Genomic DNA, 25946 nt, shown 5'->3' on the forward strand with positions numbered 1-25946 from the left:
AAGTAGCTCAATTCTGGTCAACCGCTATTATAAGCCGTCGCGCCCGGGCGGAAATCATGCCGGCCCGGTTGCCTGCCTGGAAGCGCGCGAATCCGCCGCCAACTGTTGTGCAATCGCCTCCGTGGCGCACAGCAGGCGGTCGGCGGCCGCCGCGGCGGGCGGCAGCGTGCCGCCGTCCAGGCTGCGCACCAGCAGGTTGACGATGACGCCGCGCGCGCGCCAGGCTGCCAGGAGGCCGGCGTCGAAGGCCGCCGCCACGGCGGCGGCGGCGGTATCCGGTGCATAAAACACGTCGCCGGCGTGGACGTCGACGACCGGCTCGTCCTGTTCCGGCCAGCCCAGGCCCAGCAGGCGCCCGATGGCGTTGCGCGCCTGGCGCCAGCGCGGCGCGTCCCCGGCGGTGTCGAGCCAGACCGGTTCCACGCGCAGGTCCCCCCGCGTCCGGGCGAGCAGTTCGGCCAGCTGGCTTGCCGCCAGCGGGTCGGGACGGGTGCCCGGGCGCGACCAGGCGCTGACGTCGACCAGCACCTGGCGGCCTGCGGTCGATTCCTGTGCAGCCAGCGTGGCGGCGAGCAACTGCATCTGTCGCTCGTCCGCGGGGGCGGCCGCGGCCAGCGCCGTGCGCCAGGCCGCGTGCCGCGCATGCGTGGCGGCGCGTGCGGCGGCCAGCGTGGCGAGGTACAGCGCGGCGCAGCGGGCCGGCCGGAACTGCGCGTCGAGCAGCGCGACCGCGCCCTGGCCGAGTGCCGCCCGCCGTGCCGGATCGCGGCGTAGCGTTTCCAGCGCCGCTACAAGCTCCCCGGCCTCGAACGCGTCGGGCAGGCGCCAGACGGCGTCCGGCGGGAATTCGGCCATCGAGCCATTCGCATTGACGATCGTCGGCAGCGCGTAATTCATGCAATCGAGCACCGCCCCCGAGCTTTCACCGCGCGCATTCGTGCGCAGCTGGACGCCGACGTCGGCCGCCTGCAGGTAGTGCCGGTAGGCCGCGTCGTCGAGCCAGCCGGCGATGCGGATGTTGGCATCGGGTCCGGCGCTGCGGATGAGGGCTTCGACTTCGACGCCGTAGGGGCTGTCGTGATTCGCGCCGGCCAGCACCAGCGCGCAGCGGGGATCCGTGTGCAGGCTGGAAGCGATCCAGGCGCGCAACAACTCGTGGGTCAGCTTGTTCGGGGCGACGAAGCCGAAGCTGCAGACGAGGAAGGTATCGGCATCGATGCCGAGCGCGGCGCGTGCGGCGGCGCGGTCCTTGACCTCCGGCGGGGTGCGCGGGTGGGGGATGATGTCGATCCGGCGCGCGGCGTCCGCGCCGAACCAGTCGATGGCGAGCTGGCGCGCGTGGTGGGAGTGGACGATGGTGCGGGTCGCGCTCTCCAGCACCGGCAGGCTGCAGGGCCAGTCCTTGTGCGCCTGGACTCGCCCGTCCGTCGTCCGGCTCGCGCGGACGGCTGCATAGCCGTGCGAATACAGCAGGGCTTCGCTCCAGGCGCGCGGATCGGCGCCGCTCATCTGGGCGTGCGTCAGGGCGCCGCCAATGAAGAAGTCATGCAGCACGACGACGCCGGGATGGCGCGCCAGCAGCGCGAACATGTGGCTGTGAAACGGGCTGTTGCCGATCTGGTAGAGCACCTGGTCGTATTCGTCGCCGTGCTCGGCGAACCAGGCCGCCTGGCGCACGGGCAGGTGCGCGAGCGCCGGCGGCAGCCTGACGTCGAGCTGCGCGACGACCAGTTCGATCTCGAAATGCGCGCTCAGTTCTGCCAGCAGCTCGGTCGCGTACACGGCGACGCCGGTGCGCTCGGGCGGCAACGGCGAGACGAAGGCCAGGCGCGGGCGCGCGCCCGGCTGGCGCGGCGCCGCGGCCTGAAGGCTCTGCAGGCGGCGCAGGATCGCGTTCGCGCGCGGCGACAGCGTATCGACCCGGCCGGGCTGGACATCCGCACCCGCCGCCGCCGCGCTGGCGCCGGAGGCCATCATCATCCGGTAGGCCCGCGCATACAGGGCCGGGGAGCGCTTCAGGATGCGCAGCGCCAGCTGGCGCACTTGCGGCCGGCGCAGCACCACGCGCGCCGCCAGCAGCAGGGGTGCGGCCAGGCGGCGCAGGCCGGCGCCGGCGGCTGGGGCGGCGACGGCCGGCGCCAGGCCGGGTGCGGGCGGCGGCAGGACGGCGATACTGCCGGCGGCGGCATCGTCCGTCAGCAGCTCGAACAGGGTGGGGGACGCGGGTGCGCGCATGGGCGGCGGCGTCATCGGAGCAGGAAGCAGGGTTCGAATGGCATGGACACTATTATAAGAGGCGACGCACCGGAAAGCGTCTTGTTGTCTAGTTGCAACTACGTCCGCGGCCGGCGCCGATGAGCCGCCGGCGGGTTAAAATACGGGTATGACTTCCCCGACTTTCACCCACCTGCGCGTCCACTCCGAATACTCGATCGTGGACGGCCTCGTGCGCATCGACGACCTGGTCGGCGCCGCCGCCAAGGACAAGCAACCGGCCCTCGCCGTCACCGACCTCGCCAACATGTTCTGCATGGTGCGCTTCTACAAGGCGGCGCGCGGCAAGGGGATCAAGCCGATCGTCGGGGTCGATGCCTGGATCACCAACGACGACAACCGGGATAAACCCTCGCGCCTGCTGATCCTGGCGAAAAACCATACCGGCTACCTGCAGCTGTGCGAGCTGCTCTCGAAAGCCTGGCTCACCAACCAGTACAAGGGCCGCGCCGAGTTCCGCACCGAATGGCTCGAAGCACTGGCCACGTCCACCTCGACGCTGCACCCGGAGGCCGACCAGAGCAATGCCCTGATCGTGCTCTCGGGCGCCTGCTTCGGCGACGTCGGCCAGGCGATCGACAACGGCGATATCGAGCGCGCGGAACGCAATGCCGAGCGCTGGGCGCGCATCTTCCCCGGCCACTTCTATATCGAGATCCAGCGCGCGGGCGCGGCCAACCAGGAGCAGGCCGTGCGCCATTCGGTGGCGCTGGCCGGCCGCCTCGGGCTGCCGGTGGTGGCAACCCACCCGGTGCAGTTCATCAGCAAGGACGAATTCATCGCCCACGAGGCGCGCACCTGTATCGCCGAGGGCGAGATGCTGGCCAACGCCAAGCGCGTGCGCCGCTTCAACGAGGAGATGTGCTTCAAAACGCAGGCCGAGATGGCGCAACTGTTCGCCGACCTGCCGGGCGCGCTCGCCAATTCGGTGGAAATCGCCAAGCGCTGCAACGTCGTGCTCACGCTCGGCAAACCGCAGCTGCCGGACTTCCCGACGCCGCCGGGCATGACGATCGACGAGTTCCTGGTCGCCGAAACGAAGAAGGGCCTGGAGGAGCGCCTCGAGCAGCTGTTCCCGGACCCGGCCAAGCGCGAAGCGGAGCGTCCGCGCTACGAGGCGCGCCTGGAGTTCGAGAACAACACCATCATCAAGATGAAGTTCCCGGGCTACTTCCTGATCGTTGCGGAGTTCATCCAGTGGGGCAAGAATAACGGCGTGCCGATCGGCCCGGGCCGTGGTTCGGGCGCGGGCTCGCTGGTGGCCTACGCGCTGAAGATCACGGACCTGGACCCGCTGAAATACAACCTGCTGTTCGAGCGCTTCCTGAATCCGGAACGCGTCTCGATGCCCGACTTCGACATCGACTTCTGCCAGGAAAAGCGCGAGCTGGTGATCCAGCATGTGAAGGACCTGTACGGCCGCGATGCCGTGTCGCAGATCGCCACCTTCGGTACCATGGCGGCCAAGGGCGCGATCCGCGACGTCGGCCGCGTGCTCGACTACGGCTACAACTTCTGCGACGGCATCTCTAAGCTGATCCCGTTCAAGCCGGGCAAACCGGTCTCGATCGCCGAGGCGATCGAAGAGGAGCCGCTGCTGAAGGAACGCCTCGAGAACGAGGAAGAGGTCAAACAGGTGCTGGAGCTGGCGCAGCAGGTCGAGGGCATCACCCGTAACATCGGCATGCACGCCGGCGGCGTGCTGATCGCCCCCGGCAAGCTGACCGACTTCTGCCCCCTGTACACCCAGGGCGGCGATGCCGGCGTCGTCTCGCAGTACGACAAGGACGACGTCGAGGCCGTCGGCCTCGTCAAATTCGACTTTTTGGGCCTGACCACGCTGACCATTCTCGACCGCGCGGTGAACTACATCCGCGCGCTCGATCCGGTGGACGCCGAATTCAACCTCGAGTCGCTGCCGCTGAACGACCGGCCGTCCTACAAGCTGCTGTCGGATGCGAAAACCGTCGCAATCTTCCAGCTGGAGTCGCGCGGCATGCAGGGCATGTTGAAAGACGCGCGTCCCGACCGCTTCGAGGACATCATTGCGCTGGTCGCCTTGTACCGTCCGGGCCCGATGGACCTGATTCCGGACTTCTGCAAGCGCAAGCACGGCGAAAAATTCGATTATCCCGATCCGCGCACCGAGTCCATCCTGTCCGAGACCTACGGCATCATGGTCTACCAGGAGCAGGTCATGCAGATGGCGCAGATCGTCGGCGGCTATTCGCTGGGCGGCGCCGATATGCTGCGCCGCGCGATGGGCAAGAAGAAGGCCGAGGAGATGGCCGAGCACCGCGAGATCTTCCGCGCCGGCGCCGCCAAGGACGGCCTGTCGACGGAGAAGGCGGACGAGATCTTCGACTTGATGGAGAAGTTCGCGGGCTACGGTTTCAATAAATCGCACGCCGCCGCCTATGCGCTGCTGTCCTACCATACCGCCTATTTAAAAGTGCACCATACGGCCGCCTTCATGGCAGCCAACATGTCGCTGGCGATGGAAGACACGGACAAGATCAAGATCCTGGTCGAGGACGCGATCGACGTCTGCAAACTGACGCTGCTGCCGCCGGACGTGAACGAATCGCAGTTCCGTTTTACGCCGGAAGGCCAGCCGAAGTCCGTCACCGGCAAGCAGGTCAGCAATATCCGCTATGGCCTGGGCGGCGTGAAGGGCGCCGGCCAGGGCGCGATCGAGGCGATCGTCGCCGCGCGCAAGGAAGGCGGCAAGTTCAAGGACTTATTTGACTTCTGCAAGCGCGTCGACCGCAAGCAGATCAACCGCCGCACGATCGAGTCGCTGATCCGCGCCGGCGCCATGGACTGCTTCGGCGTCGACCGCGCGATCCTGCTGGCCTCGGTGACGTTCGCGATGGAAGTGGCCGGCCAGGAAGCGGCCGCCGCGAACCAGGTCAGCCTGTTCGGCGGTGATGATTCCGACCTGGTCGCGCCGCCCGAATACGTCAAGGCGCTGCCCTGGACCGACCGCCAGAAGCTGTCCGAGGAAAAGACCGCGCTCGGCTTCTACTTGTCGGGCCACATGTTCGACATCTACGCCCAGGAAGTGCGGCGCTTCGCCCGCACCCGCCTGCAGGACCTGGAGCCCTCGCGCGAGCCGCGCATGCTGTGCGGCGTGATCACCGGCGTGCGCACGCAAATGACCCAGCGCGGCAAGATCCTGATCGTCGCGCTCGACGACAAGACCGGCGTGGTCGAGGTCACGGTCTACAACGAGGTGTTCGAGGCGAACAAGAACGCCTTCCGCGAAGACGAATTCCTGCTGGTGGTGGGTAAAGTGTCGGAAGACCGCTTCAACGGCGGCCTGCGCATCACGGCGGAGAAGGTATTCGACCTGGCCAGCTCGCGCATCCAGTACGGCCACAAGCTGGAGATGGACCTCGAATGCACGGTCAGCCCGGCGAAGATCGCCGAGGTGATCGCGCCCTATAAACACCCGGACGGGCTGCCGGTCAGCCTGCGCATCAAGCCGAACAACGTCGACTGCATCCTGCAGCTGGGCGACGAGTGGAGAGTGGCGCCGTCGGACGCCCTGAAGCAGGCGCTCGAGCTGACGCTGGGGGCGAAGGCGGTGGCGGTCGAGTACTGATCGTCGCGTAGGGTGGGCTCCGCCCACGCGGTGATACGCGCGGGCTCCGTGTTCGTGCCCGATGATCTTGCGGTTACGTATCACCGCGTGGGCTCAAGAGCCCACGCTACGGTACTTGGCGGCCAACGAAACGTTACCGGCTTGCGCTTAAATCACGCGGCGGCCTTGCGCTGCCAGACCTTGATCTTGCGCGCCACCAGCTTGCCGAGCACGAAGCCGGGATTGCCGGCCAATAGCTTGCGCATCTGCGAGGCGGCGCGGCGGTCGGCACGGCGGTCGTGGCTGTCCAGCACTTCGCCCGCCATCGCGTCGAGTACCGTTTCCAGCGGATTGAACAGGTTCTGCAGCAGCAGGGCCCTGACGTCGGCGCGCGCGGCGCGTCCCTCGCGCCACGGCATTTCGTAGGTGCGCTTCAGGATCACGATGTAGTAATGGACGGTGGCGGCATCGATGTGCAGGCGCAGCGCAGCGCTCACCGGCAGCGTCTCGAAGTGGCGGCGGGTATGCAGCACGGCCTGGGCGAAGTCGGTGCACCATTTGTGCGACAGGCCGCGCTTCATGCTGCCCGGATGCTGGCGGTAGTCGAAGCAGGGGCGCGCCAGGCGGACCAGGCTGGCGCAGCCGGCGATCAGCTGCGGCGTCACCGTGATGTCCTCGAAGGTGCGGCCCGGCGGATACAGCGGCGCCGGCTGGCGCGCATAGATCTCGCGCCGCATCACGTTGGCCCAGGCATAGCATTGGCGGTCCATGAAGAAGGTGCGCAGGATCGCTTCGCGGTCGGTGAGCAGCGTGGCGGCCGGGTAGCCGCGCTCCATGCGGCGCGTGCGGCGCATGTTGTGCGGATGCCAGTCGTTGAAGTCGCAGGCGATCACGTCGGGCCGGTGCGCCGCGATGATGGCGTCGAGTTCGGCCAGGGTGCCGGGCAGGACCAGGTCGTCGGCATCGAGGAAGAGGATGTATTCGCCCGCGGCCGCGTCGAGCAGGCGGTTGCGGGTCGTCGCCAGGCCCGCGTTGTCCTGCCGGATCAGCCTTGTTTCCAGCGCCGGATACGTCGCCTGCAGGCGTCGGGCGACCTCGGACGTGGCGTCGGTCGAGCCGTCGTCGATGACGACCAGTTCATGGTCCGGGCCCATTTGTTCCAGCACCGAGCGCAGGGTCGCGTCGAGATGCTGCTGCGCGTTGTACGCGGGGACGAGGATGGAAAGCCTTGGTGCCGTGTTCATTCGTGATTCTCTTTCTCCGCTGCGCCGGCCCGGGCCGTGTGTTGGCAGTTGTGGCGGCATCAGCGATAATGCGGTGAAAATTCTTGTCGGCGCGGCGCAAACACGCCGCCGGCGCGCCTCGCCGCCGCCTGGTCCCCATGCGGCCTTCGCCGGGCCCGACAGAATATCTTATATGCAGAACAATGGACAATATGCTGACGAAGACGATGGCCCCGTTGCGGGTATGGACCGGCGCCCTGGTTTTCGCAGTTCCTTCCCTGATCCTGACGACCGGATTCGGCATCGGCCTGGCCAGCTTCCTGTTCATCCTGACCCTGCCGTTCGTGTGGACCGATGCCCGGGCCGCGCTGGCGCGCCACTGGCCGGACCTGCGCTGGGTGGTGCTGGCTTTCCTGTTCAATTTCGCGGTCGTGCTGCTGTACTTCCTGGTGCGTCCGGAAGAGCCGCTCCACAGCCTGGAAAAACCCCTGCGCATGTTCTGCGCGGTGAGCGCGCTGATGGTGGTGCTGGCGGCGCGCCCTTCGCGCCGGATGCTGTGGTGGGGCGCCGTGGCCGGCGGCGTCGGCGCCATGCTGCTGGTGGGCTACCAGCGCATCGTGCTGGGCATCGAACGGCCGGGAGGGCTGACCAACGCCATTACCTTCGGCGACATTTCCCTGTGCCTGGGCCTGGTCGCGCTGACGGCGACACTCGATGTTGTCAATAAGGTGCAGCCCGGCTCGCGGCAGCGCGTCCTGTGGCTGTCGCTCGGCGCCCTGGCCGGCCTGCTCGGTTCGGTGCTGACCGGCACCCGCGGCGGCTGGCTGGCGCTGGTGCTCGCCCTGCTGCTGCTCCTGCGCCAGAGCCACCTGGGGCATGGGCAGCTGAAAGTCCTGCTGGGCGGCGGCGTGGCGCTGGTCGCCTTGCTGTATTTCGTGCCGGCCAGCGGCATCCAGACGCGCATCAACGAAGGCATCAGCGACGTGCGCAGCTGGAACGCGGGCGGCAACAAGTTCACCAATCTCGGCATCCGGCTCGAACTCTGGAAGGGCGCCGGCATGCTGATCGGCGAGCACCCCCTGTTCGGCACCAGCGTCAAGGCCGGCCATGCGCGCTTCGAGCAGTGGGTGAAGGAGGGCCGCCTTGCCGATGTGGTACTGACACCGCTGCACATGCATAACGATGCCCTGCAGGCCCTGAGCACCGGCGGCGTGCCCGGCTTCATCGGCTGGCTGGGCATCCTGGGCGCGCCCTTCGCCTTTTTCGCGCGCGCCGCGCACCGCGGCGCCGCTGCCGGACACCCGAACGCCGCCGCGCTGGCGGGCATGCTCATCCCGCTCAGCTACTTCGCCTTCGGCCTGACCGAAATGATGTTCTGGTCGGGCAGGGCCTGCATGTTTTACGCACTCATGGTCTTCGTGCTCATGGGGCTCACCCTGAATTCGGAAGAAGAACATGGAAACTAGGACCATCGTCAAACGCCTGCTGGCCATCGTCAAACCCTACCAGGGACGCGCCTTCTTCTCGCTGCTGGCGATGGCCGGCACCGCCGCCACCCAGCCGGCGCTGGCCAAGGCCCTCGAACTCCTGCTCGACAAGGGCTTCGGCCCGAACAAGGTCGCGTTCAGCCTGTGGCTGGTGCCGGGCATCCTGATTTCGATCTTCGCGCTGCGCGGCGTGTTCACCTTTTCCACCGCCTACCTGAACAACTGGGTGATGAGCCGCGTGCTCAACGATTTGCGGCGCATGGTGTTCGAGCGCGTGCTGCGCCTGCCGGTGGCGCGCTTCCATGAAGAGTCGACCGGCAAGATCATCAACACCGTGATCGGCGACGTGCGGCAAGTGGTCGACATGATCAATTCGGTCTTCGTCGCTTTCGTGCGCGACGTGCTGGTCGTGCTCGGCCTGCTGGCCGGCCTGCTCTACCTGAACTGGGCGCTGACCCTGATCGCCATCGTCGTCGTGCCCCTGACCGCCGTCATCGTGCGCACCACGACCGGACGCCTGCGCCGCCTGAACCGCGAGAACCAGCGCGTGACGGCGGAGATGACGCAGGTGGTCGAGGAAGCCACGCGCGGCCACCAGGTGATCCGCGTGTTCGCCGGCGAACGCTACGAGCGCAAGCGCTTCGAGCAGCGCAGCGAAGCCCTGCGCGGCTTCTCGCAGCGCATGACGGTCGCCTTTGCCGCCACCACCCCGATCACGCAGGTCGCCACTGCGGTGGCGGTCTCGGTGGTGATCGTGATGGCGATCCGTTCCGACATGACGGTGGGCGAGTTCACCAACTTCACGACCATGATGCTGATGCTGCTCACGCCCCTGAAATCGCTGGCCGAAGTCAACGGCCCGATGCAGCGCGGGATCGCGGCGGCGGAAACCGTGTTCTCGATGGTCGATGCGCCGGTCGAACAGGACTCCGGCACCCGCGTGCTCGGGCGCGCCGCCGGGCGCCTGCAGTTCGAGGGCGTGACCTTTACCTATCCGGGCGCGCACGCGCCGGCGCTGTCGAACGTCTCGCTCGAGGTGGAGCCGGGCCAGACCGTCGCCCTGGTCGGCGTCTCGGGCGGCGGCAAGTCGACCTTCGTGAACCTGGTCACGCGTTTCTACGATCCGCAGGCTGGGCGCATCCTGCTCGACGGCGTGCCCTATGAGGAGCTGGCGCTGGCCAGCCTGCGCGCGCAGCTGGCGATGGTCAGCCAGAACGTGGTCCTGTTCGACGACACCCTGGCCGCCAACATCGCCTACGGCGCCGAGCGCATCGACTACGAGCGGCTGGCGGCGGCAGTCAAAGCTGCGCACCTGACCGACGTGGTAGCCAGGCTGCCCGAAGGCGTCGATTCGATGATCGGCGAGAACGGCATGCGCCTCTCCGGCGGCCAGCGCCAGCGCGTGGCGATCGCGCGCGCGATCTACAAGGATGCGCCGCTGCTGATCCTGGACGAGGCGACGTCCGCGCTCGACAACGAGTCCGAACGCGCCGTCCAGGCGGCGCTCGACACGCTGATGGCGGGCCGTACCACGCTGGTGATCGCGCACCGCCTGTCGACCATCGAGCGTGCCGACCGCATCGTCGTGCTGGAAGGTGGACGGATCGCCGAGCAGGGCACGCACGACGAGCTGCTGGCGGCCAACGGCATGTATGCGAGTCTCTATCGCCTGCAGTTCGCCGCGACCGTCAGCGCTTAAAACCGGCGCAGCCCGTTTGCAAGATTGGTAAACAGGTTGGCGAAGCGGTAGAAGGTTTTATAGGCGAAGCGCTTCAGACCCAGCAGCGTGCCCTTTTCGCGCTGGTTGCGCACGTCGATCCCGATCACGGAGTCCTCGTGCGTCGGGTACACCCCGTGCGGCACGATGGCGTGAATCAGCTCGCCATGGTCGAAGGTGTATTTCAGGAACAGGTCGATCGGCGCCCGGATCGTGGCCGCATGCTCCAGCAGCCGCTGCGCGCCACGCGGGGTGATCACATAGCCGGTCATGCACATGCCGACGTCGAGCTGTTTCACGAGGCTGAAACGCTCGCCCTTGTCCGAGGTGAGAACCGTGTGCTTTTCCAGCGGCTCGAGGCGCACGAACGAGACCCGGTCGGCGAAGCGCTCGAGATAGGCCAGGCCCGCTTCGAAATCCGGCGTCAGCTGGAAATCGTCTTCCAGCACCACGATCGGCTCGCCCAGCGCCACGCATTTTTCCCACGCCAGCAGGTGGCTCACGTAGCAACCCAGTTCGCCGGGAGCGGCCTTGCGCCGCCGGTGCACCAGGAAGCTTTTTTCGTCGTAGCGTTGCAGATAGGGGTGGTGGTCGACGCGGCCGTCGACGGCGTCGATGAAGGCGAAAGGCAGCTTGCGCTCGCCGAGCTTCTGCGCCACGAGGGCGCGCCGCTCGAGGCTGGACGGAAGACTGATAACGAATATTTTCAAGATAAGCCTGTAGGGATGCGACATGGAAGGGTCCGGAGCGCGCACGCGATCCGGACCATCCCGAATGTTACATCATCGGCCGCGCAGGGCGTTCGGCAGAACCGCCCTGTACCAGCCGGCGGGCCTCAGCGCGCGTAATGCGCCGCTTCCCCCACCATCGCGCCGTCGTCGACCGCGTGCTCCTCGAGCGCATGCAGATAGCGTCCCAGCGCGTCGTCGAGCGAAGGCAGCAGCATGCCGCGTTCGCTGCCCAGCGCAGAGTAGTGCGGACGCACCGCCACATAGCCCAGCTCCGTCGCCGGACGTTCCTGCAGGGTGCGCGGATCGACGCCGGCCACCGCGCAGGCCTTGCGCGCCAGCTCGGCCCAGGTCACGGCTTCGCCATTACTCAGGTGCCAGACGCCGCGCTCGCGGTCGATCAGCAGGTCGAGGCTGACGTTCACCAGGTCCGGCACATAGGTCGGCGTCACCACCAGGTCGTTCGAGGCCGTGAACGGCCGGCCGGCCTTCAGGGCGCCGAGGGCCTGGGTGACGAAGTTGTGCTTGTCCCAGGGGCCGAAGAAGGAACTGGTGCGGATGATCAAGGCCTGCGGATCCGCTTCCAGCACGCGCCGCTCGGACTCGGCCTTGCTGCGGCCGTAGACGCCCAGCGGCGCCACCGGATCGGATTCGACATAGGGCGTGTCCTTGGCGCCGTCGAACACCAGGTCGCTCGAGAAGGTCATGAAGCGCAGCGCGTGGCGGATGCAGGCCAGGGCCAGCACCGTCGGGCCGTGCGTGTTCCCGTTCATGCAGCCTTCGACATCGAGTTCGGCCTCGTCGACACGCACATAGCCGCCGGCGTTGATGATCGCCCAGGGTTTGAAACGCTGGATCGCCGCTTCGACCGAGGCCGGATCGGTGATGTCCATCTCCTGGCGCGTCAGCACGTGGTGCGCCAGGTTGCGCCGCTCGCAGATGCGCGCGAAGGCCGAACCGAGGGTGCCGGTGGCGCCCGTGATCAGGATCGGCTGCACGTGGTTCGATTTGAACTGGCTGCGCACCGCGATGTCGGCCACCGCCGTGCGCGTGGCGACCGGCTTGCAGAAGAAGCGGCCCGGCCGGCGCCACCAGCCCTGGCCCTGCAGCACCGGGTTCGACAGCGGACGGCCGCTGGCCAGTTCGCGCATCATGTTGGCGAGCGCCGTCGGCCGCGGTTGCGGGCCGCGCACGTCGAACGGACCCGGCTCGTAATAGCCGCGGCATTCGGTGACCAGGCAGTTCCAGTCGTAGGAGCCGAGCAGCGCCCAGACCGTGACGGCGCGGATGTCGGCGCCGGCCGCCCTGGCCTTGCCGGCGGCGTTCCAGATCTCGAGCAGCCAGCGCAGCTGGTCTTCGCGGTTGGCGTCGATGTGGGCTTCGGTGACCGCGACCGGCAGGCCGTAGCGCTCCCAGGTTTCCATCAGCAGCGGGCCGATGCCGGGCGTCGGCGTGGCCAGCGCGCGCGGGGTCTCGATGTCGGCGTGCAGGTGGCCGTCGTAGGTGTGGACGCGGTCCTGCGGATAGCGCTCGGTGCGGTGGTCGAGCCAGCGCTCGCTGGTGGCATAGTAGTTGGCGCCGATGATGTCGGGCGGGCAGGGGTTGTCGCGGAACCAGAGCAGTTCTTCCGGCGTGGCCTCGGCCTCGAGCAGGTAGGTCCACAGCTTGTGTTCGGGATCGACCTTCCCGCACAGGATGTCCCAGGCCAGCCAGCGCCGTTCGTTGAAGAAGTTCGCCAGCCAGGCCATCTCGGGCGTGCCGTAGGTTTTCGAGAGGTCGTCGGTCTGCACCAGTTTGGCGTCCGGGTTGACGGCGCGGATCGCGCGCATCGACAACACGGTGGCCTTGCATTGATGGAGAAGGGCGCGCACGAAAGTCGCGTGGCTCTTTCCGTGCGGGTACCAGACGCCGGCCAGACCGGAAAAGCGCGCCGTCGTCAGGATTTCGTTGACGGGGGTGTAGTACTCGACCCAGGGGTAGCGCTGGGCTACCGCGCCGGCGTACTCGGCGAGCTTTTCGGGGAAGGCCGGATCGACCAGACTCGTATGTTCGGGACCGCTGCCATGGTGGATCAGTCCGACGATGGGGGTGACGCCCAGGCGCTGCAGCGCGGGCAGGCGGGCGTCGGACCAGGACCAGTCGGCGCTGTCGATGCCGTCCGGAGCGGTGCGCTCCCACAGGACTGGATAACGGATCGCCTTGATGCCGAGCGAGGCGAAGCGTTCGATGTCTTCCACGCGGTCTGCGTGGCCATTGCGTTCCATTTGACTGAAGTAATTGTCGCGTACACGATTGACCGTGCATTCAAGGCCGCCCCAAAGCGCCAGCTCGGTTGCGGTCTCAGGCTGGATCTGCTTGTCGATGTTCATGAGAAATACCTACTATTTATGAAACAGGCCCTAGACTAACGGTCCTGCGCAGCCTGTTATGTGAAACGGCGAACATATAAGAGACATTTCGGACTAGTCCTACTTTTTGGCTTCGTATCCATTTCCTCTGCTAAATATCTGCTAACTGCTGCGAAACCGTGCGCTTCTGTTTCCGCGAGGCGCGCAAAATTGTTGGCAAGATTGTTTGTTCAGCAATTCCGTCAAAACGCCTTTCTGGAGCGCTTGTATGTACATGGTGTACTGGACCATTATTGAGGAAACCGACTGCCGTCCACACGCCCAGGGTTTCGGCACCGAGGAGATGGTCAAGGCGATGGGCTTCATGGAAGACTTGCGGCGGCGCCAGCGCGAAGGCGAGGGCGTGCGCTTCATTACGATGTGTTCGGAGCATCCGGATGTGGTGGGGCATCCGGGGGTGGATGTGACGGGGCCGGATTACGACTGGAAGAAGCGGCGGCGGTGAGGCGGGGTGAACCCATGTTCGGAATCGTTGAGTCGGATGATGACGGCTGACTCCGTGATCCAGGTCGCCCCAGCCGCTTGCGGAGTCTCATTTCACACTGCCGCTCATGGCGGCAGCTTGAGGTCCCTCCGCGTTGCCCGGCATCCAGCCAAGCACGTCGTCGCTGAGCCCGATATCGATGAGGAAGAGGTAGGGCGGTTCCCGCGTCCAGCAGCCTTCATTGCACTTCAGCCGGAAGGTCATGCCATACAGCTTGGGGATGCGCAGGGTTGCCTCCTGTGCGTAGCCCGGTTCGAACATTCTTGCATACAGCCGCTTCCTGCCCTCCGGGGACAAGTCGAACCAAACGCTGTCGTTTTTCTCCCAGGGTTCCCAGCCGCCTGCCTTGAACTGGTTCTGCAGGTTGTCGAGCACGGCCACGGCCTCGTCGAAAGGTAGCGCATCGAGCATCGGCGACGTTGCAAGCGTAGCGACAACATTCCGCTGGTAGCTCAGCGCAGCAAACTTAGTCGGGGGCAGGGTGAACCCATGTTTGGAATCGTTGAGGCGGATGATGACCGCCGGCTCGGTGACCCAGGTCGCACCCCAGCCGCTGTCGGCATCCGGGATATTGGATCGCGCCAGGACTGGGAAGGTGGAGTCTTTCACCACCCCTTCGAAGGATTGCCCGGGTCTGAAAGAGAGGAGGGTCGGTTCAGATGTGCCAGAACGCCACCAGAAGGCGGTGAGGATGAGGCACGATGACATGACGAGGAATCGATACCAGCCTTTCATGCGACGCCTCCGCCAGCGGCGATCGCCCGGATCGACGCCTCGACATAGGGACGCTCGGGACTGTTCAGGAGCTGGCCGAATCGCTTTGCTGCCTGCTTCACGAACTGCATGCGCTCCTCAGCGACCCACAGCTTTGCGTCTTTGTTCTGTGGAAACCAAGCAGTAAAGCCTGTCCTGGCCCGGCACTCGGCCGACAAAGTCAGCTTTATCTCCTCATGGTCGCCAGTCGGAAATCCGGTTGCCCAGGCATACTGGTTCGTGGCAAGCAATTTCTGCAGCACGAGATCGTTGTACATGATCTTTTGTGGGATGTTCACCTGCTCATGTCGCGCGATATGCTCGACGCTCTCGCGGATGCTTCCCGCTCCGGGGAAAAGCTGGCGGACATCGAGCGCTCGTTGGCAATGTCCGGTGCCGGCATGCTGACTCGGCGATAGCGCGACTTCATTGCACGCTGCTGCCCGTGAGTGCCTTTTCGGGCAGCGTCCAACGCAGCGGTTGACCTGGCTTCCAGCCATATACGTCATCGCCGAGGCCGATATCGATGAGAAAAAGGTACGGCGGTTCTCGCGTCCAGCAACCTTCAGTACATTTCAGCCGGAAAATCATTCCGTAAAGATTAGGAACACGCAAATCGGTCGATTCCATGTATCCCGGCCTGAACATCCGCGCATAAAGCCTCTTCTTTCCTTCCGGAGTCAGGTCGAACCAGGTGCTGTCGTTCCGCGCCCAGGGTTCCCAGCCCCCTGCCTTGAACTGGTTCTGCAGATTTTCCAGGATGGCAACGGCCTCGTCGAAAGGCAGTGGGTCGAGCATCGGCGAGGTGGCAAAGGTGATCGCCTGGTTTTCCGAAAAGCTGAGGGCGGCGAATTTAGTAGGCGGGAGCGTGAACCCATGTTTCGGATCGGTGAACCGGACAATCACGGATGGTTCCGTGACCCAGATCGCACCGAACTTGTTTCCGTCCCAGTCGTCTCTGGGGCGGTTTGAGCGCTTCAGCGCTGGATAGCTGGAATCTCTGACGACCTGCTCGAAAGTCTGGCCAAGGCGAAAGGCCAGGACGGTCGGCTCAGGAGGGCGAGCATGCCAGCAGATGGCCGTAGCGATAAGGCCGGCGAGTATGGCAATGCGTTGATAGCTGCGCCTCATGCGACACCTCCGCCAGCGGAGATCGCACGGATAGATGCTTCGACGTAAGGGCGTTCGGCGCCGTGCAAGAGAGCATGAAATTGTCTGGCGGCGGTCAGCACGAACTGCATGCGCTGCTCGACCACCCACAGCTCCGCATTCTTGTTTCGGGAAAACCAGGAAGTGAAGCCCTGCTTGGCCCGGCACTCGGCCGACAGGGTCAGCTTGATCTCCTCGTAGTCACCAGTTGGAAATTCAATCGCCCAGGCATATTGGTTCATTGCGAGTAATCGCTGTAAGACGGGATCGTTGTACATAATCCTCTGCAAAATATTGACTTGCTCATGCTGGGCAAGCTGATCAACGCTTCGCTTCAGGTCGCCTGAATTGATGAGTCGGAATCCTTCCTTAATCTCGGCAAATGGCGTCCCAAACCGAAGCGTGTTCCTGTTGACCGCCCAATGCACCGGATACTTATCGTTCTGCCGCTTGGCAAGATAGGTATTGAACTCCTCCCATCCCCGCTCCATGAAAAACCTGTGCAGCGGATAAATATCCAAAAACAGGTGCGCATTCCCGAAGCCCAGCTTGCGGTACATGTACTGTGCCGCTGCCTCCGTGGTGGACTGCACCATGGTGGATGCCCCGGCGCCGGGATACGCGGCGAAGGCCCGCCCCACCTGCTCGCGCACGCGGCGGTTCTTTTCGCTGAGCTCGGCAGAATGCAGCAGCCCGCAACCGACCTGCTTCGAGGCGAACGCCGCTAGTCCGGCCCACTGGAAGCGATGATCGGCCAGCCATAATTTGGCGTAGGCCGCATTGATGCGCCGATTCCTCTCGCGGTCGTTGCCCTCGAAACTGCCGTTCACTTTCAGGATTTCCTCGGCCTCGGCCTGGAAGGTGCTCCATAGATGCTCGGGCGTGAGGATGGGCACGGCGATGGCCCGCTCCACGGTGGCCCCGGGCCCGACACAGTGATGCAGCTTGCATTCCCGGATCGGCTTGATGTTCCGGTAGACGGGAATGCCGTGGTAGGTGTGCCTGGCGAACCAGGGATTCGGCGCTCCGGGGACATAGCTGGCGGACACGGACGGTCCCGTCTCAGTCGGTGGCTGCATGCGGCTGCACGATGACGCCTGCATCCCGTTCGGTCTCGCTCAAGGGCTCGGTCCAGCCCTTGTGATCGAGCATGCCCTGCGCGCCTGGCAGGTCAAGCCGGTAAGGGAGCCCGGTGATGGCTTCCATGGTCCCCGGATCGATCAGGGCCAGCGGCAGGTCCTCCAGTTCGGGAACATCGAGATCTGCCGCGTTGGCTTGCGCCGCCGCCTGCGCGGCCGCGGCCTCCTGGCCGGCATACCAGTCGCTGTCGATCGATTGGCACATGAAGGCTTGCGAAGCGACCAAGCGCGGCGGCGGCTTGCACTTGCAGATGCACAGGTCGTCGTGCAGGGCGACCTGGCGGCCGTCGATCGATTCGGACAGGCGTGGCCCGTCGGGACGGATCACGCCTTCGGACAGACAGGCGGGGCACCAGCAGCTGTCACCTTCGACGGCCAGCGGCGCGCCGTTGATGGTCTCGAAGCGGCTGCTTGAAGTCACCTTGCCGCCGGCCGTGGTGGGCGCGCCGAGCGTGATGAAATATCTGTTGAGCATGGCGTCCCTGTCCGCACGGCGTGCGCGCAAAGACTCCAATCTATCGATGGACGAGACCGCTTAATTGAGGAAACTCAGGAGTGGTTTGTCGACCTTCGCAGAAGCGACGCCAGCACCTGTTTTGTCCTATGCCTGAAGCGAAAAAGCCTCGGCGATCGACACCAGTTCACCCGTGCCGCCGGCATCGTAGCCGGGCAGGGCGGCCACCAACTTGTGGTAGGAGGGATCGCGCATCAGCTCGAGCAGCTGGCGCATGATCGGTTCGTCGACGGCGTCGCGGCGCAGCGCAAAGTAATAATGCTCGCGCACCAGCGGCAGGAAATCGAGCTTGAACTGGGCGGCCGCGGCACGCATGCCGATGCCGGCGTCGGCCATGCCGCTGGCGATGTAGGCGGCCACCGCCGAATGCGTGAACTCGGCGCTGTTGTAGCCGTTGATGGATTCGAGCGGCGGGCCGTCGGCGGCCAGCATCATCTCCAGCAGCATGCGCGTGCCGGAGCCGGCCTGGCGGTTCACGAAGCGCACCTCGGGGCGCGCCAGGTCGGCCAGGCCGCGCAGGCCGAGCGGATTGCCGCGCGCCGTGATCAGGCCCTGCTCGCGGTCCGCCACGCGCACCAGGCAGTGCTGGTTCGGATCGAGCCAGCGCAGGTACCAGGCGATCGTCTGCGCCTCGAAGCGTCCGAGCGGGATGTGAAAGCCGGCCAGGTCGCATTCGCGCCGGGCCAGCGCGGCGACCGCGTCAGTGCTGGTGCGGTAGCGCAGGTCGAGCGGCAGGGCGTCGCGGTCGATGCAGCCGGTCAGCGCGGCCACCGCGAAGCCGTGACTGGCGTCCATGCGCAGGGTGCGCAGCTTGTTGGCGGTGATGCGCCCCAGTTCCGCTTCCAGCTCCGAGGCCAGGCTGTGCAGGGTGGGCGACAGGCGCGCCGCGATGCGGCGGTCGGCCCAGACCAGCTTCTGCGCCAGCGGCGTCAGGCTCGTGCCGCGTCCGCGCCCCGTCTGCAGCAATTGTTCGCCGAACAGGCTTTCGGCCGAGCGCAGCAAACCCCAGGCATAGCGGTAGGACAGGCCGACACTCTTTGCCGCCTGCGCGATCGACCCGGTGTCCTGGATCGACAGGAGCAAGCCCAGCAGGTCCTTGGTATCGAGCGGGCTCTCGCCCTTGACGCTGATTTCCCAATGTGGACGGATATGAACTTTGAGCATATGCTGAAAATAACCTATTTCGCTGCGAAAAACATCATGTTACCCTCCGCAGGCAATAAAAGATGCCTGATAGATATGCTTAAAAAAGCATATTCAGGAATGATAAAAACCGGAGGGGACAATGGGTTTATTCGATTTTCTAAGTAAAGAGCGCACCATCGCGGGACCGGGCTTCAACCGCTGGCTGGTGCCGCCGGCGGCGCTCGCGATCCACCTGTGCATCGGCATGGCCTACGGCTTCTCGGTGTTCTGGCTGCCGCTGTCGAAAGCGATCGGCATCACCGAGTCGCGCGCCTGCGCGGCCGACATGGGCTTCATGGCCGAGATCTTCTCGACCACCTGCGACTGGAAGATCTCGATGCTCGGCTGGATGTTCACGCTGTTCTTCGTCTTCCTGGGCCTGGCTGCCTGGCTGTTCGGCGGCTGGCTCGAGCACGCCGGCCCGCGCAAGGCCGGTATCGTGTCGGCCGTGTGCTGGTGCGGCGGCCTGGTGATTTCAAGCCTGGGCATCTACACCCACCAGATCTGGCTGATGTGGATCGGTTCCGGCGTGATCGGCGGGATCGGCCTCGGCCTCGGCTACATCTCGCCCGTGTCGACGCTCATCAAATGGTTCCCGGACCGCCGCGGCATGGCGACCGGCATGGCCATCATGGGCTTCGGCGGCGGCGCCATGATCGGCGCCCCGCTGGCCGACAAGCTGATGAAGCATTTTGCTACCGCCACCTCGGTCGGCGTCTGGGAAACCTTCCTGGCCCTGGCCGCGATTTATTTCGTGTTCATGGTAGCGGGCGCACTGACCTACCGCGTGCCTGCTTCGGGCTGGAAGCCTGCGGGCTGGACCCCGCCGGCGCAGACCGCCAACACGATGATCACCGCGCGCCACGTGCACGCCAGCCGCGTCTGGGGCATCCCCCAGTTCTGGCTGATCTGGGGCGTGCTGTTCCTGAACGTCTCGGCCGGCATCGGCATCCTGGGCATGGCCTCGCCGCTGCTGCAGGAAGTCTTCGGCGGCAAGCTGATCGGCGTCGACCTCGGCTTCAACGACCTCGACGCGGCGCAAAAGAGCCAGATCGCGGCCATCGCCGCCGGCTTCACGGGCCTGCTGTCGTTGTTCAACATCGGCGGCCGCTTCGCCTGGGCCTCGTGCTCGGACTACATCGGCCGCAAGGCGACCTATTTCGTGTTCCTGATCCTCGGTTTCTTCCTGTACGTGTCGATTCCGTCGATGGCGCACGCCGGCCAGCTGGCCTTGTTCGTCGGCTTCATTTGTATCATCCTGTCGATGTACGGCGGCGGTTTTTCGACCGTGCCTGCCTACCTGGCCGACCTGTTCGGCACGCAGATGGTGGGCGCGATCCACGGCCGCCTGCTGACGGCCTGGGCGGCAGCTGGCGTGCTCGGTCCGATCCTGATCAACTACATCCGCGAGTACCAGATCGCCCATGGCGTACCGAAGGCGCAAGCCTATGACATCACGATGTACGTGCTGGCCGGCCTGATCGTCGTCGGCATCGTGCTCAACACGATGATCCGCCCGCTGGCCGACAAGCACTTCATGACGGACGCCGAACTGGCGGCCGAGAAGAAGCTGGCGCATGAGCGCGACGTTTCCGCCGCGAGCGGCACCCGCGTCGGCGGCGGCAGCGGCAGCAGTGCTGCCAGCAGCCCGCTGGTCACGGCCTTTGCCTGGCTGGCGGTCGGCATTCCGCTGATGTTCGGCGTGTGGGTGACGCTGCAGAAGGCGGCGGTGCTGTTCAAGTAATCGCTGTTCTGGCGGTGAACGCGTGGGCTCGAGACCCCACCCTACGGTGCACAACAGTTCGTAGGGTGGAGTCCTGACTCCACGCGGTGCACCGTTCGCAACACCGCGGCATCAACGACCAACCAACGTAATATCGAACAACTGGGACGAATCATGAACCACCCCATCATCCCGATCGCCGTCGCCAACGCCGGCGCCAGCCGCCAGCGCAAACGCGAAGCCCCGAAAGGCCGCCGCGTCGACCCGCAGGCCCTCGCCGAAGTCCAGGCCCTGCTCGGCGGCGCGTCAACCCAGCGCGACCTCCTGATCGAGCACCTGCACAAGATCCAGGACCATTTCGGCTGCCTGTCGAGCGCCCACATGGCCGCGCTCGCGCAAGAAATGCGCCTGGCGCAGACCGAGGTCTACGAGGTCGCCACCTTCTACCACCACTTCGACGTGGTCAAGGAAGGCGAAGCCGCCCCGGCGGCACTGACGGTGCGCGTCTGCGCCGGCCTCTCGTGCGAGATGGCGGGCGCCCGCGAACTGCTGGACAAACTCCCGGCGCTGCTCGGCCGCGAGGTGCGCCTGCTCGAAGCGCCCTGCATCGGCCGCTGCGAACAGGCGCCGGCGGCGGTGGTGGGGCAGCATGCGGTCCCGCATGCGACGGCCGAGAAGGTGGCCGCGAAAGCAGCCGCCGGAGTGACGCCTGACGAGATCCCGGGCCATGCCGACTATGCGACTTACCGCCGCGCCGGCGGCTACCAGCTGCTGCGCGACTGCGTCGCAGGCCTGCGCGACGTCGAACAGGTGATCGGCACGCTGGAAGCCTCCGGCCTGCGCGGCCTGGGCGGCGCCGGTTTCCCACTGGGCCGCAAATGGCGCATCGTGCGTGCCGAGGCCGGCCCGCGCCTGATGGCGATTAACATCGACGAAGGCGAGCCGGGCACCTTCAAAGACCGCGTCTACCTCGAGCGTGACCCGCACCGCTTCCTGGAAGGCGCCCTGATCGCCGCCTGGGCGGTCGGCATCGAGGCCATCTACATTTATTTGCGCGACGAATACCACGGCTGCCGCGCCATGCTGGAAGCCGAGCTCGAAAAACTGCGTCTTGACCCGCCGGTGCAGGGCATGCCGCCGATTCACCTGCGGCGCGGCGCGGGAGCGTACATCTGCGGCGAAGAGTCGGCCATGATCGAATCGATCGAGGGCAAGCGCGGCATGCCGAGATTGCGTCCGCCCTATGTGGCGCAGGTCGGCCTGTTCGGCCGTCCTACGCTGGAACACAATTTCGAGTCCCTGCACTGGGTGCGCGAGATCCTGGAACGCGGCGGCGACTGGTTCGCCAGTTTCGGCCGCAACGGCCGGCGCGGGCTGCGTTCGTTCTCGGTCTCGGGCCGCGTCAAGGAGCCGGGCGTCAAACTCGCCCCGGCCGGCATCACGATCACGGAACTGATCAATGAATACTGCGGCGGCATGCAGGACGGGCACAGTTTCTATGCCTACCTGCCGGGTGGCGCCTCGGGCGGCATCCTGCCGGCCAGCATGGGCGACATCCCGCTCGACTTCGATACGCTGCAGCCCTACGGCTGCTTCATCGGCTCGGCCGCCGTCGTGGTGCTGTCGGATCGCGACAGCGCCAGCGCCGCCGCCCGCAACACGCTCGCCTTCTTCAAGGACGAGTCCTGCGGCCAGTGCACGCCCTGCCGCAACGGCACCGCCAAGGCGCTCGACATCATCAACAAGCCGGTCTGGGACGTGCCGCTGCTGGGCGAACTGTCGCAGGTGATGCGCGACGCGTCGATCTGCGGCCTCGGCCAGGCCGCGCCGAATCCCTTCGACTGCGTCATCAAGTACTTCCCGCACGAGCTGGAGGCAGTGAAATCATGAATGCGATTATCCGTACCGTTTCGTTCGAACTCAATGGCCGTGTCGTCGAGGCGCTGCCGCACGAGACCCTGATCGAGGTCGCAGGCCGCGAGGGCATCGAGATCCCGCGCCTGTGCTACAAGGAAGGCCTGGAGGCCGTCGGCAACTGCCGCTCCTGCATGGTCGAGATCGACGGCGAGCGCGTTCTCGCGCCATCCTGCTGCCGCCACCCGAGCCAGGGCATGAAGGTCAGCACCGACAGCACGCGTGCCGTGTCCGCGCAAAAGATGGTGCTCGAGCTGCTGCTGGCCGACATGCCGGAAGCCGAGTACACGCGCAAGAACGAAGTCGACCTCTGGGCCGAAAAACTCGGCGTCGGCAAGCCGCGCTTCGTTTCCACCCGCCGCCAGCCCCAGATCGATGCGACCCACGCCGCGATCACGGTCAACCTCGATGCCTGCATCCAGTGCACCCGCTGCGTGCGCGCCTGCCGCGACGAGCAGGTCAATGACGTCATCGGCCTGGCATTCCGCGGCGAGAACGCGAAGATCGTGTTCGACCAGGACGACCCGATGGGCGCCTCCACCTGCGTGGCCTGCGGCGAATGCGTGCAGGCCTGCCCGACCGGCGCCCTGATGCCGGCGCGCGAGGTGGCGCTGAACATCCCGGACAAACAGGTCGACTCGGTCTGCCCGTATTGCGGCGTCGGCTGCCAGCTGACCTATAACATCAAGGACAACAAGATCCTGTACGTGGAAGGCCGCAACGGCCCGGCCAACCTGGGACGCCTGTGCGTCAAGGGCCGCTACGGCTTCGACTACGCGCACCATCCGCACCGCCTGACGAAACCGCTGATCCGCCGTGAAGGCATGCCGAAGAACGGCGAGTTCACGATGGACCCGGACCGCGTACTGGACGTCTTCCGCGAAGCGACCTGGGAAGAAGCGCTGGCGCTGGCCGGCGGCAAGCTGGCCGCCATCCGCGACACGCATGGCGGCAATGCGCTGGCCGGCTTCGGCTCGGCCAAGGGCAGCAACGAAGAGGCCTACCTGTTCCAGAAGCTGGTGCGCACCGGCTTCGGCACCAACAACGTCGACCACTGCACGCGCCTGTGCCACGCTTCCTCGGTCTCGGCCCTGCTGGAAGGGATCGGCTCGGGCGCCGTCTCGAACCCGGTGATGGACGTGACACGCGCCGAGGTCATCCTCATCATCGGCGCCAACCCGACCGTGAATCACCCGGTGGCCGCCACCTGGATCAAGAATGCCGTGCGTACGGGCGCGAAACTCATCGTGCTCGATCCGCGCCGCTCGGAACTGGCGCGCCACGCGCACCGCTACCTGCAGTTCAAGCCCGACATGGATGTGGCGCTGCTGAACGCCATGATGCACGTGATCGTGACCGAAAAACTAGTCGACGCCGACTTCATCGCCAGCCGCACGGTCGGCTACGCCGACCTCGAAGCGAACGTTGCCGACTACAGCCCGGAAGCGATGGCCCCGATCTGCGGCATCGACGCCGAGACCATCCGCTACGTGGCGCGCCTGTACGCCACCTCGAAGGGATCGATGATCCTGTGGGGCATGGGCGTCTCGCAGCACGTGCACGGCACGGACAATGCGCGCTGCCTGATTGCCCTTGCCCTGATGACCGGCCAGATCGGCCGTCCCGGCACCGGCCTGCACCCATTGCGCGGCCAGAACAACGTGCAGGGTGCGTCGGATGCCGGCCTGATCCCGATGATGCTGCCGGACTACCAGCGCGTCGACAACCCGGCCGCGCGCGAGAAGTTCGAGAAGGCCTGGGGCGCAACCCTCGATCCGAAGCCCGGTCTCACCGTGGTCGAGATCATGGATGCGATCGACCATGGCCAGATCCGCGGCATGTACATCATGGGCGAAAATCCGGCGATGTCCGACCCGGACGCGAACCACGCGCGCGCCGCGCTGGCCGCCCTGGAACACCTGGTGGTGCAGGACATCTTCCTGACCGAGACCGCCTACCTCGCCGACGTGATCCTGCCGGCCTCCGCCTTCCCGGAAAAAACCGGCACGTTCACCAATACCGACCGCCTGGTCCAGCTGGGCCGGCAGGCGATCGACCCGCCCGGTGACGCGAAGCAGGACCTGTGGATCATCCAGCAGATCGCGAACCGCCTCGGCCTGCCGTGGAACTACGGCCATGTGTCGGAAGTCTTCGACGAGATGCGCCACACGATGGCCAGCATCGGCGGCATCACCTGGGAGCGCCTGGAGAAGAATGGCGCCGTCGTCTACCCGTGCATGAACGAGGGCGACGTCGGTCAGCCGGTGGTGTTCACCGACCAGTTCCCGCGCGAGGGAGGCAAGGCGCGCTTCGTGCCGGCCGATATCATCCCGGCCGACGAGCGTCCCGATCTTGAATACCCGATGGTGCTGATCACGGGCCGCCAGCTCGAGCACTGGCATACCGGCAGCATGACCCGCCGCGCCACCGTGCTCGACGCGATCGAGCCCGATCCGGTGGCCCTGGTGCACCCGCTCGACCTGGAACGCCTTGGCATCGCACCGGGCGCGCCGATCACGATCGCCTCGCGCCGTGGCGAAGTGGTGCTGTATGCGCGCGCCGACGACAGCTCGCCGGTAGGTGCGATCTTCGTCCCGTTCTGCTACTACGAGGCGGCGATCAACCGGCTGACGAATGCCGCGCTCGACCCCTACGGGAAGATCCCGGAGTTCAAGTATTGCGCAATTAAAGTCACGCCGGGCGGGGAGGTCGCACACCAGAGCAGCTACGGTGGCGGCCAAATTCTGGCCGGCATGGCACAATTGGCAACATGAACTGTCCCGACCTGCCACCGTCTTTACCAAATGCGCGCCCGATCCTCTCCGATGCACGCGCCCACCTTACCCACGAGGTAAGCGTGCTCGACGAGCGAGGCCGCGCATCGACGATCTCGATTCCGGCCGAGCGCCCGCTGACGGTGTACGTCGACAAGCGCGAGCTGGTCACCCTGATGACCCTCGGCGGCGCGCCCGAAGCCCTGACCCTGGGCTACCTGCGCAACCAGCGCCTGGTGCGCTCGATCGAGGACGTGGTGTCAGTGCAGGTCGACTGGTCGGTCGATGCGGTGGCGGTCGTTACCCGCAACGGCATCGCCGACGTCGAAGAGCGCACGGCGAAGAAGGTCGTCACCACCGGCTGCGGCCAGGGGTCGGTCTTCGGCGGGCTGATGGATGAAGTCGACAAGATCGCGCTGCCTGTTGAGGCGAGATTGAAACAGTCGGTGGTCTACCGCATCGTCGACACCATCCGCACCCAGCAATCGATCTATAAACAGGCGGGCTCGGTGCACGGCTGCGCGCTGTTCTCGAACACGGGCGAGCTGCTGTATTTCGTCGAGGACGTGGGCCGCCACAACGCCGTCGATGCGATCGCCGGCCTGATGTGGCTGGAAGGGATGCGCGGCGAAGATAAAGTGTTTTATACGACGGGCCGCCTGACCTCGGAGATGGTGATCAAGGGTGCCCAGATGGGCATTCCCTTCCTGCTGTCGCGCTCGGGCACCACGCAGATGGGGCATATGGTGGCGGAGAAGGTCGGCATGTCGCTGCTGGCGCGCTGCACCGGCAAGCATTTCCTGCTGCTGGCCGGGCAGGAGCGGCTCGTATTCGAGCCCGAACTGCTCGAGCTTCCCCCCGCCGCACGGCCGGCCGCAGTGTAGCCCA

18 protein-coding genes are annotated in these 25946 nt (G+C 65.8%); 8 read left to right on the forward strand and 10 right to left on the reverse strand.

What is annotated here, in order from left to right:
- Positions 1-54 precede the first annotated feature (54 nt).
- Positions 55-2235 carry a glycosyltransferase family 4 protein gene (locus ACI48I_RS02330; protein ID WP_498573221.1) on the reverse strand — a complete coding sequence of 727 codons (2181 nt, stop codon included), beginning with the start codon at positions 2233-2235 and terminating at the stop codon, positions 55-57.
- A gap of 148 nt (positions 2236-2383) precedes the next feature.
- On the opposite strand from ACI48I_RS02330, the gene dnaE reads away from it, so the two are divergent.
- Entirely contained in the window at positions 2384-5881 is a 3498-nt protein-coding gene (gene dnaE, locus ACI48I_RS02335; protein WP_498573222.1) for a DNA polymerase III subunit alpha, read from the forward strand.
- Positions 5882-6033: 152 nt separating this feature from the next.
- On the opposite strand, the gene ACI48I_RS02340 is transcribed toward dnaE, so the two are convergent.
- Positions 6034-7104 carry a glycosyltransferase family 2 protein gene (locus ACI48I_RS02340; RefSeq protein WP_498573223.1) on the reverse strand — a complete coding sequence of 357 codons (1071 nt, stop codon included), beginning with the start codon at positions 7102-7104 and terminating at the stop codon, positions 6034-6036.
- A 182-nt stretch (positions 7105-7286) separates the two neighbouring features.
- Here ACI48I_RS02340 and ACI48I_RS02345 point away from each other — a divergent pair, with 182 nt between their 5' ends.
- Together ACI48I_RS02345 and msbA are read left to right on the forward strand one after the other, a co-directional pair.
- Positions 7287-8549, forward strand: coding sequence for an O-antigen ligase family protein (locus ACI48I_RS02345; protein ID WP_498573224.1), 1263 nt, complete (start codon positions 7287-7289; stop codon positions 8547-8549).
- On the forward strand, positions 8539-10269 hold the full coding sequence (gene msbA / locus ACI48I_RS02350) for a lipid A export permease/ATP-binding protein MsbA (RefSeq protein ID WP_193688467.1): 1731 nt from the start codon (positions 8539-8541) through the stop codon (positions 10267-10269). Before ACI48I_RS02345 ends, msbA begins: the two co-directional genes overlap by 11 nt.
- On the opposite strand, the gene ACI48I_RS02355 is transcribed toward msbA, so the two are convergent.
- Positions 10266-10997 (reverse strand): glycosyltransferase family 25 protein, encoded by a 732-nt coding sequence (locus tag ACI48I_RS02355; RefSeq protein WP_193688468.1) that lies wholly within the window; start codon positions 10995-10997, stop codon positions 10266-10268. The genes msbA and ACI48I_RS02355 overlap by 4 nt on opposite strands.
- A gap of 125 nt (positions 10998-11122) precedes the next feature.
- Positions 11123-13384: a family 1 glycosylhydrolase gene (locus ACI48I_RS02360; protein WP_498573225.1), complete on the reverse strand. Its 2262-nt coding sequence runs from the start codon at positions 13382-13384 to the stop codon at positions 11123-11125.
- 247 nt (positions 13385-13631) lie between these two features.
- Here ACI48I_RS02360 and ACI48I_RS02365 point away from each other — a divergent pair, with 247 nt between their 5' ends.
- The gene (locus ACI48I_RS02365) at positions 13632-13868 is read left to right on the forward strand and encodes a hypothetical protein (RefSeq protein WP_193688470.1); all 237 of its coding nucleotides are present in this window, start codon (positions 13632-13634) and stop codon (positions 13866-13868) included.
- An 87-nt stretch (positions 13869-13955) separates the two neighbouring features.
- On the opposite strand, the gene ACI48I_RS02370 is transcribed toward ACI48I_RS02365, so the two are convergent.
- From ACI48I_RS02370 to ACI48I_RS02395, 6 genes are all read right to left on the reverse strand, one after another.
- Positions 13956-14642 (reverse strand): hypothetical protein, encoded by a 687-nt coding sequence (locus ACI48I_RS02370; RefSeq protein ID WP_498573226.1) that lies wholly within the window; start codon positions 14640-14642, stop codon positions 13956-13958.
- Entirely contained in the window at positions 14639-15169 is a 531-nt protein-coding gene (locus ACI48I_RS02375) for a DUF2515 family protein (protein ID WP_407943888.1), read from the reverse strand. Before ACI48I_RS02375 ends, ACI48I_RS02370 begins: the two co-directional genes overlap by 4 nt.
- Entirely contained in the window at positions 15087-15791 is a 705-nt protein-coding gene (locus ACI48I_RS02380; protein WP_498573227.1) for a hypothetical protein, read from the reverse strand. The genes ACI48I_RS02375 and ACI48I_RS02380 overlap by 83 nt, the downstream gene beginning before the upstream one ends.
- A complete protein-coding gene (locus tag ACI48I_RS02385; protein WP_193688474.1) occupies positions 15788-16858 on the reverse strand; it encodes a DUF2515 family protein in 1071 nt (356 codons plus the stop codon). Before ACI48I_RS02385 ends, ACI48I_RS02380 begins: the two co-directional genes overlap by 4 nt.
- Positions 16859-16871: 13 nt before the next feature.
- Positions 16872-17423 (reverse strand): PAAR domain-containing protein, encoded by a 552-nt coding sequence (locus ACI48I_RS02390; protein ID WP_193688475.1) that lies wholly within the window; start codon positions 17421-17423, stop codon positions 16872-16874.
- A gap of 126 nt (positions 17424-17549) precedes the next feature.
- Entirely contained in the window at positions 17550-18626 is a 1077-nt protein-coding gene (locus ACI48I_RS02395; RefSeq protein ID WP_193688476.1) for a substrate-binding domain-containing protein, read from the reverse strand.
- Positions 18627-18747: 121 nt separating this feature from the next.
- Between ACI48I_RS02395 and ACI48I_RS02400 the strand changes: the two genes are divergently transcribed.
- The 4 genes from ACI48I_RS02400 (at position 18748) to ACI48I_RS02415 (ending at position 25942) form a co-directional block, all read left to right on the forward strand.
- Positions 18748-20391: an OFA family MFS transporter gene (locus tag ACI48I_RS02400; RefSeq protein WP_193688477.1), complete on the forward strand. Its 1644-nt coding sequence runs from the start codon at positions 18748-18750 to the stop codon at positions 20389-20391.
- A gap of 153 nt (positions 20392-20544) precedes the next feature.
- The gene (locus tag ACI48I_RS02405; RefSeq protein ID WP_193688478.1) at positions 20545-22260 is read left to right on the forward strand and encodes an NAD(P)H-dependent oxidoreductase subunit E; all 1716 of its coding nucleotides are present in this window, start codon (positions 20545-20547) and stop codon (positions 22258-22260) included.
- Positions 22257-25058 (forward strand): formate dehydrogenase subunit alpha, encoded by a 2802-nt coding sequence (gene fdhF, locus ACI48I_RS02410; RefSeq protein ID WP_193688479.1) that lies wholly within the window; start codon positions 22257-22259, stop codon positions 25056-25058. The genes ACI48I_RS02405 and fdhF overlap by 4 nt, the downstream gene beginning before the upstream one ends.
- The gene (locus ACI48I_RS02415; protein WP_498573228.1) at positions 25055-25942 is read left to right on the forward strand and encodes a formate dehydrogenase accessory sulfurtransferase FdhD; all 888 of its coding nucleotides are present in this window, start codon (positions 25055-25057) and stop codon (positions 25940-25942) included. The genes fdhF and ACI48I_RS02415 overlap by 4 nt, the downstream gene beginning before the upstream one ends.
- Positions 25943-25946: the final 4 nt, after the last annotated feature.

This window comes from Massilia sp. LXY-5, from assembly GCF_059801075.1.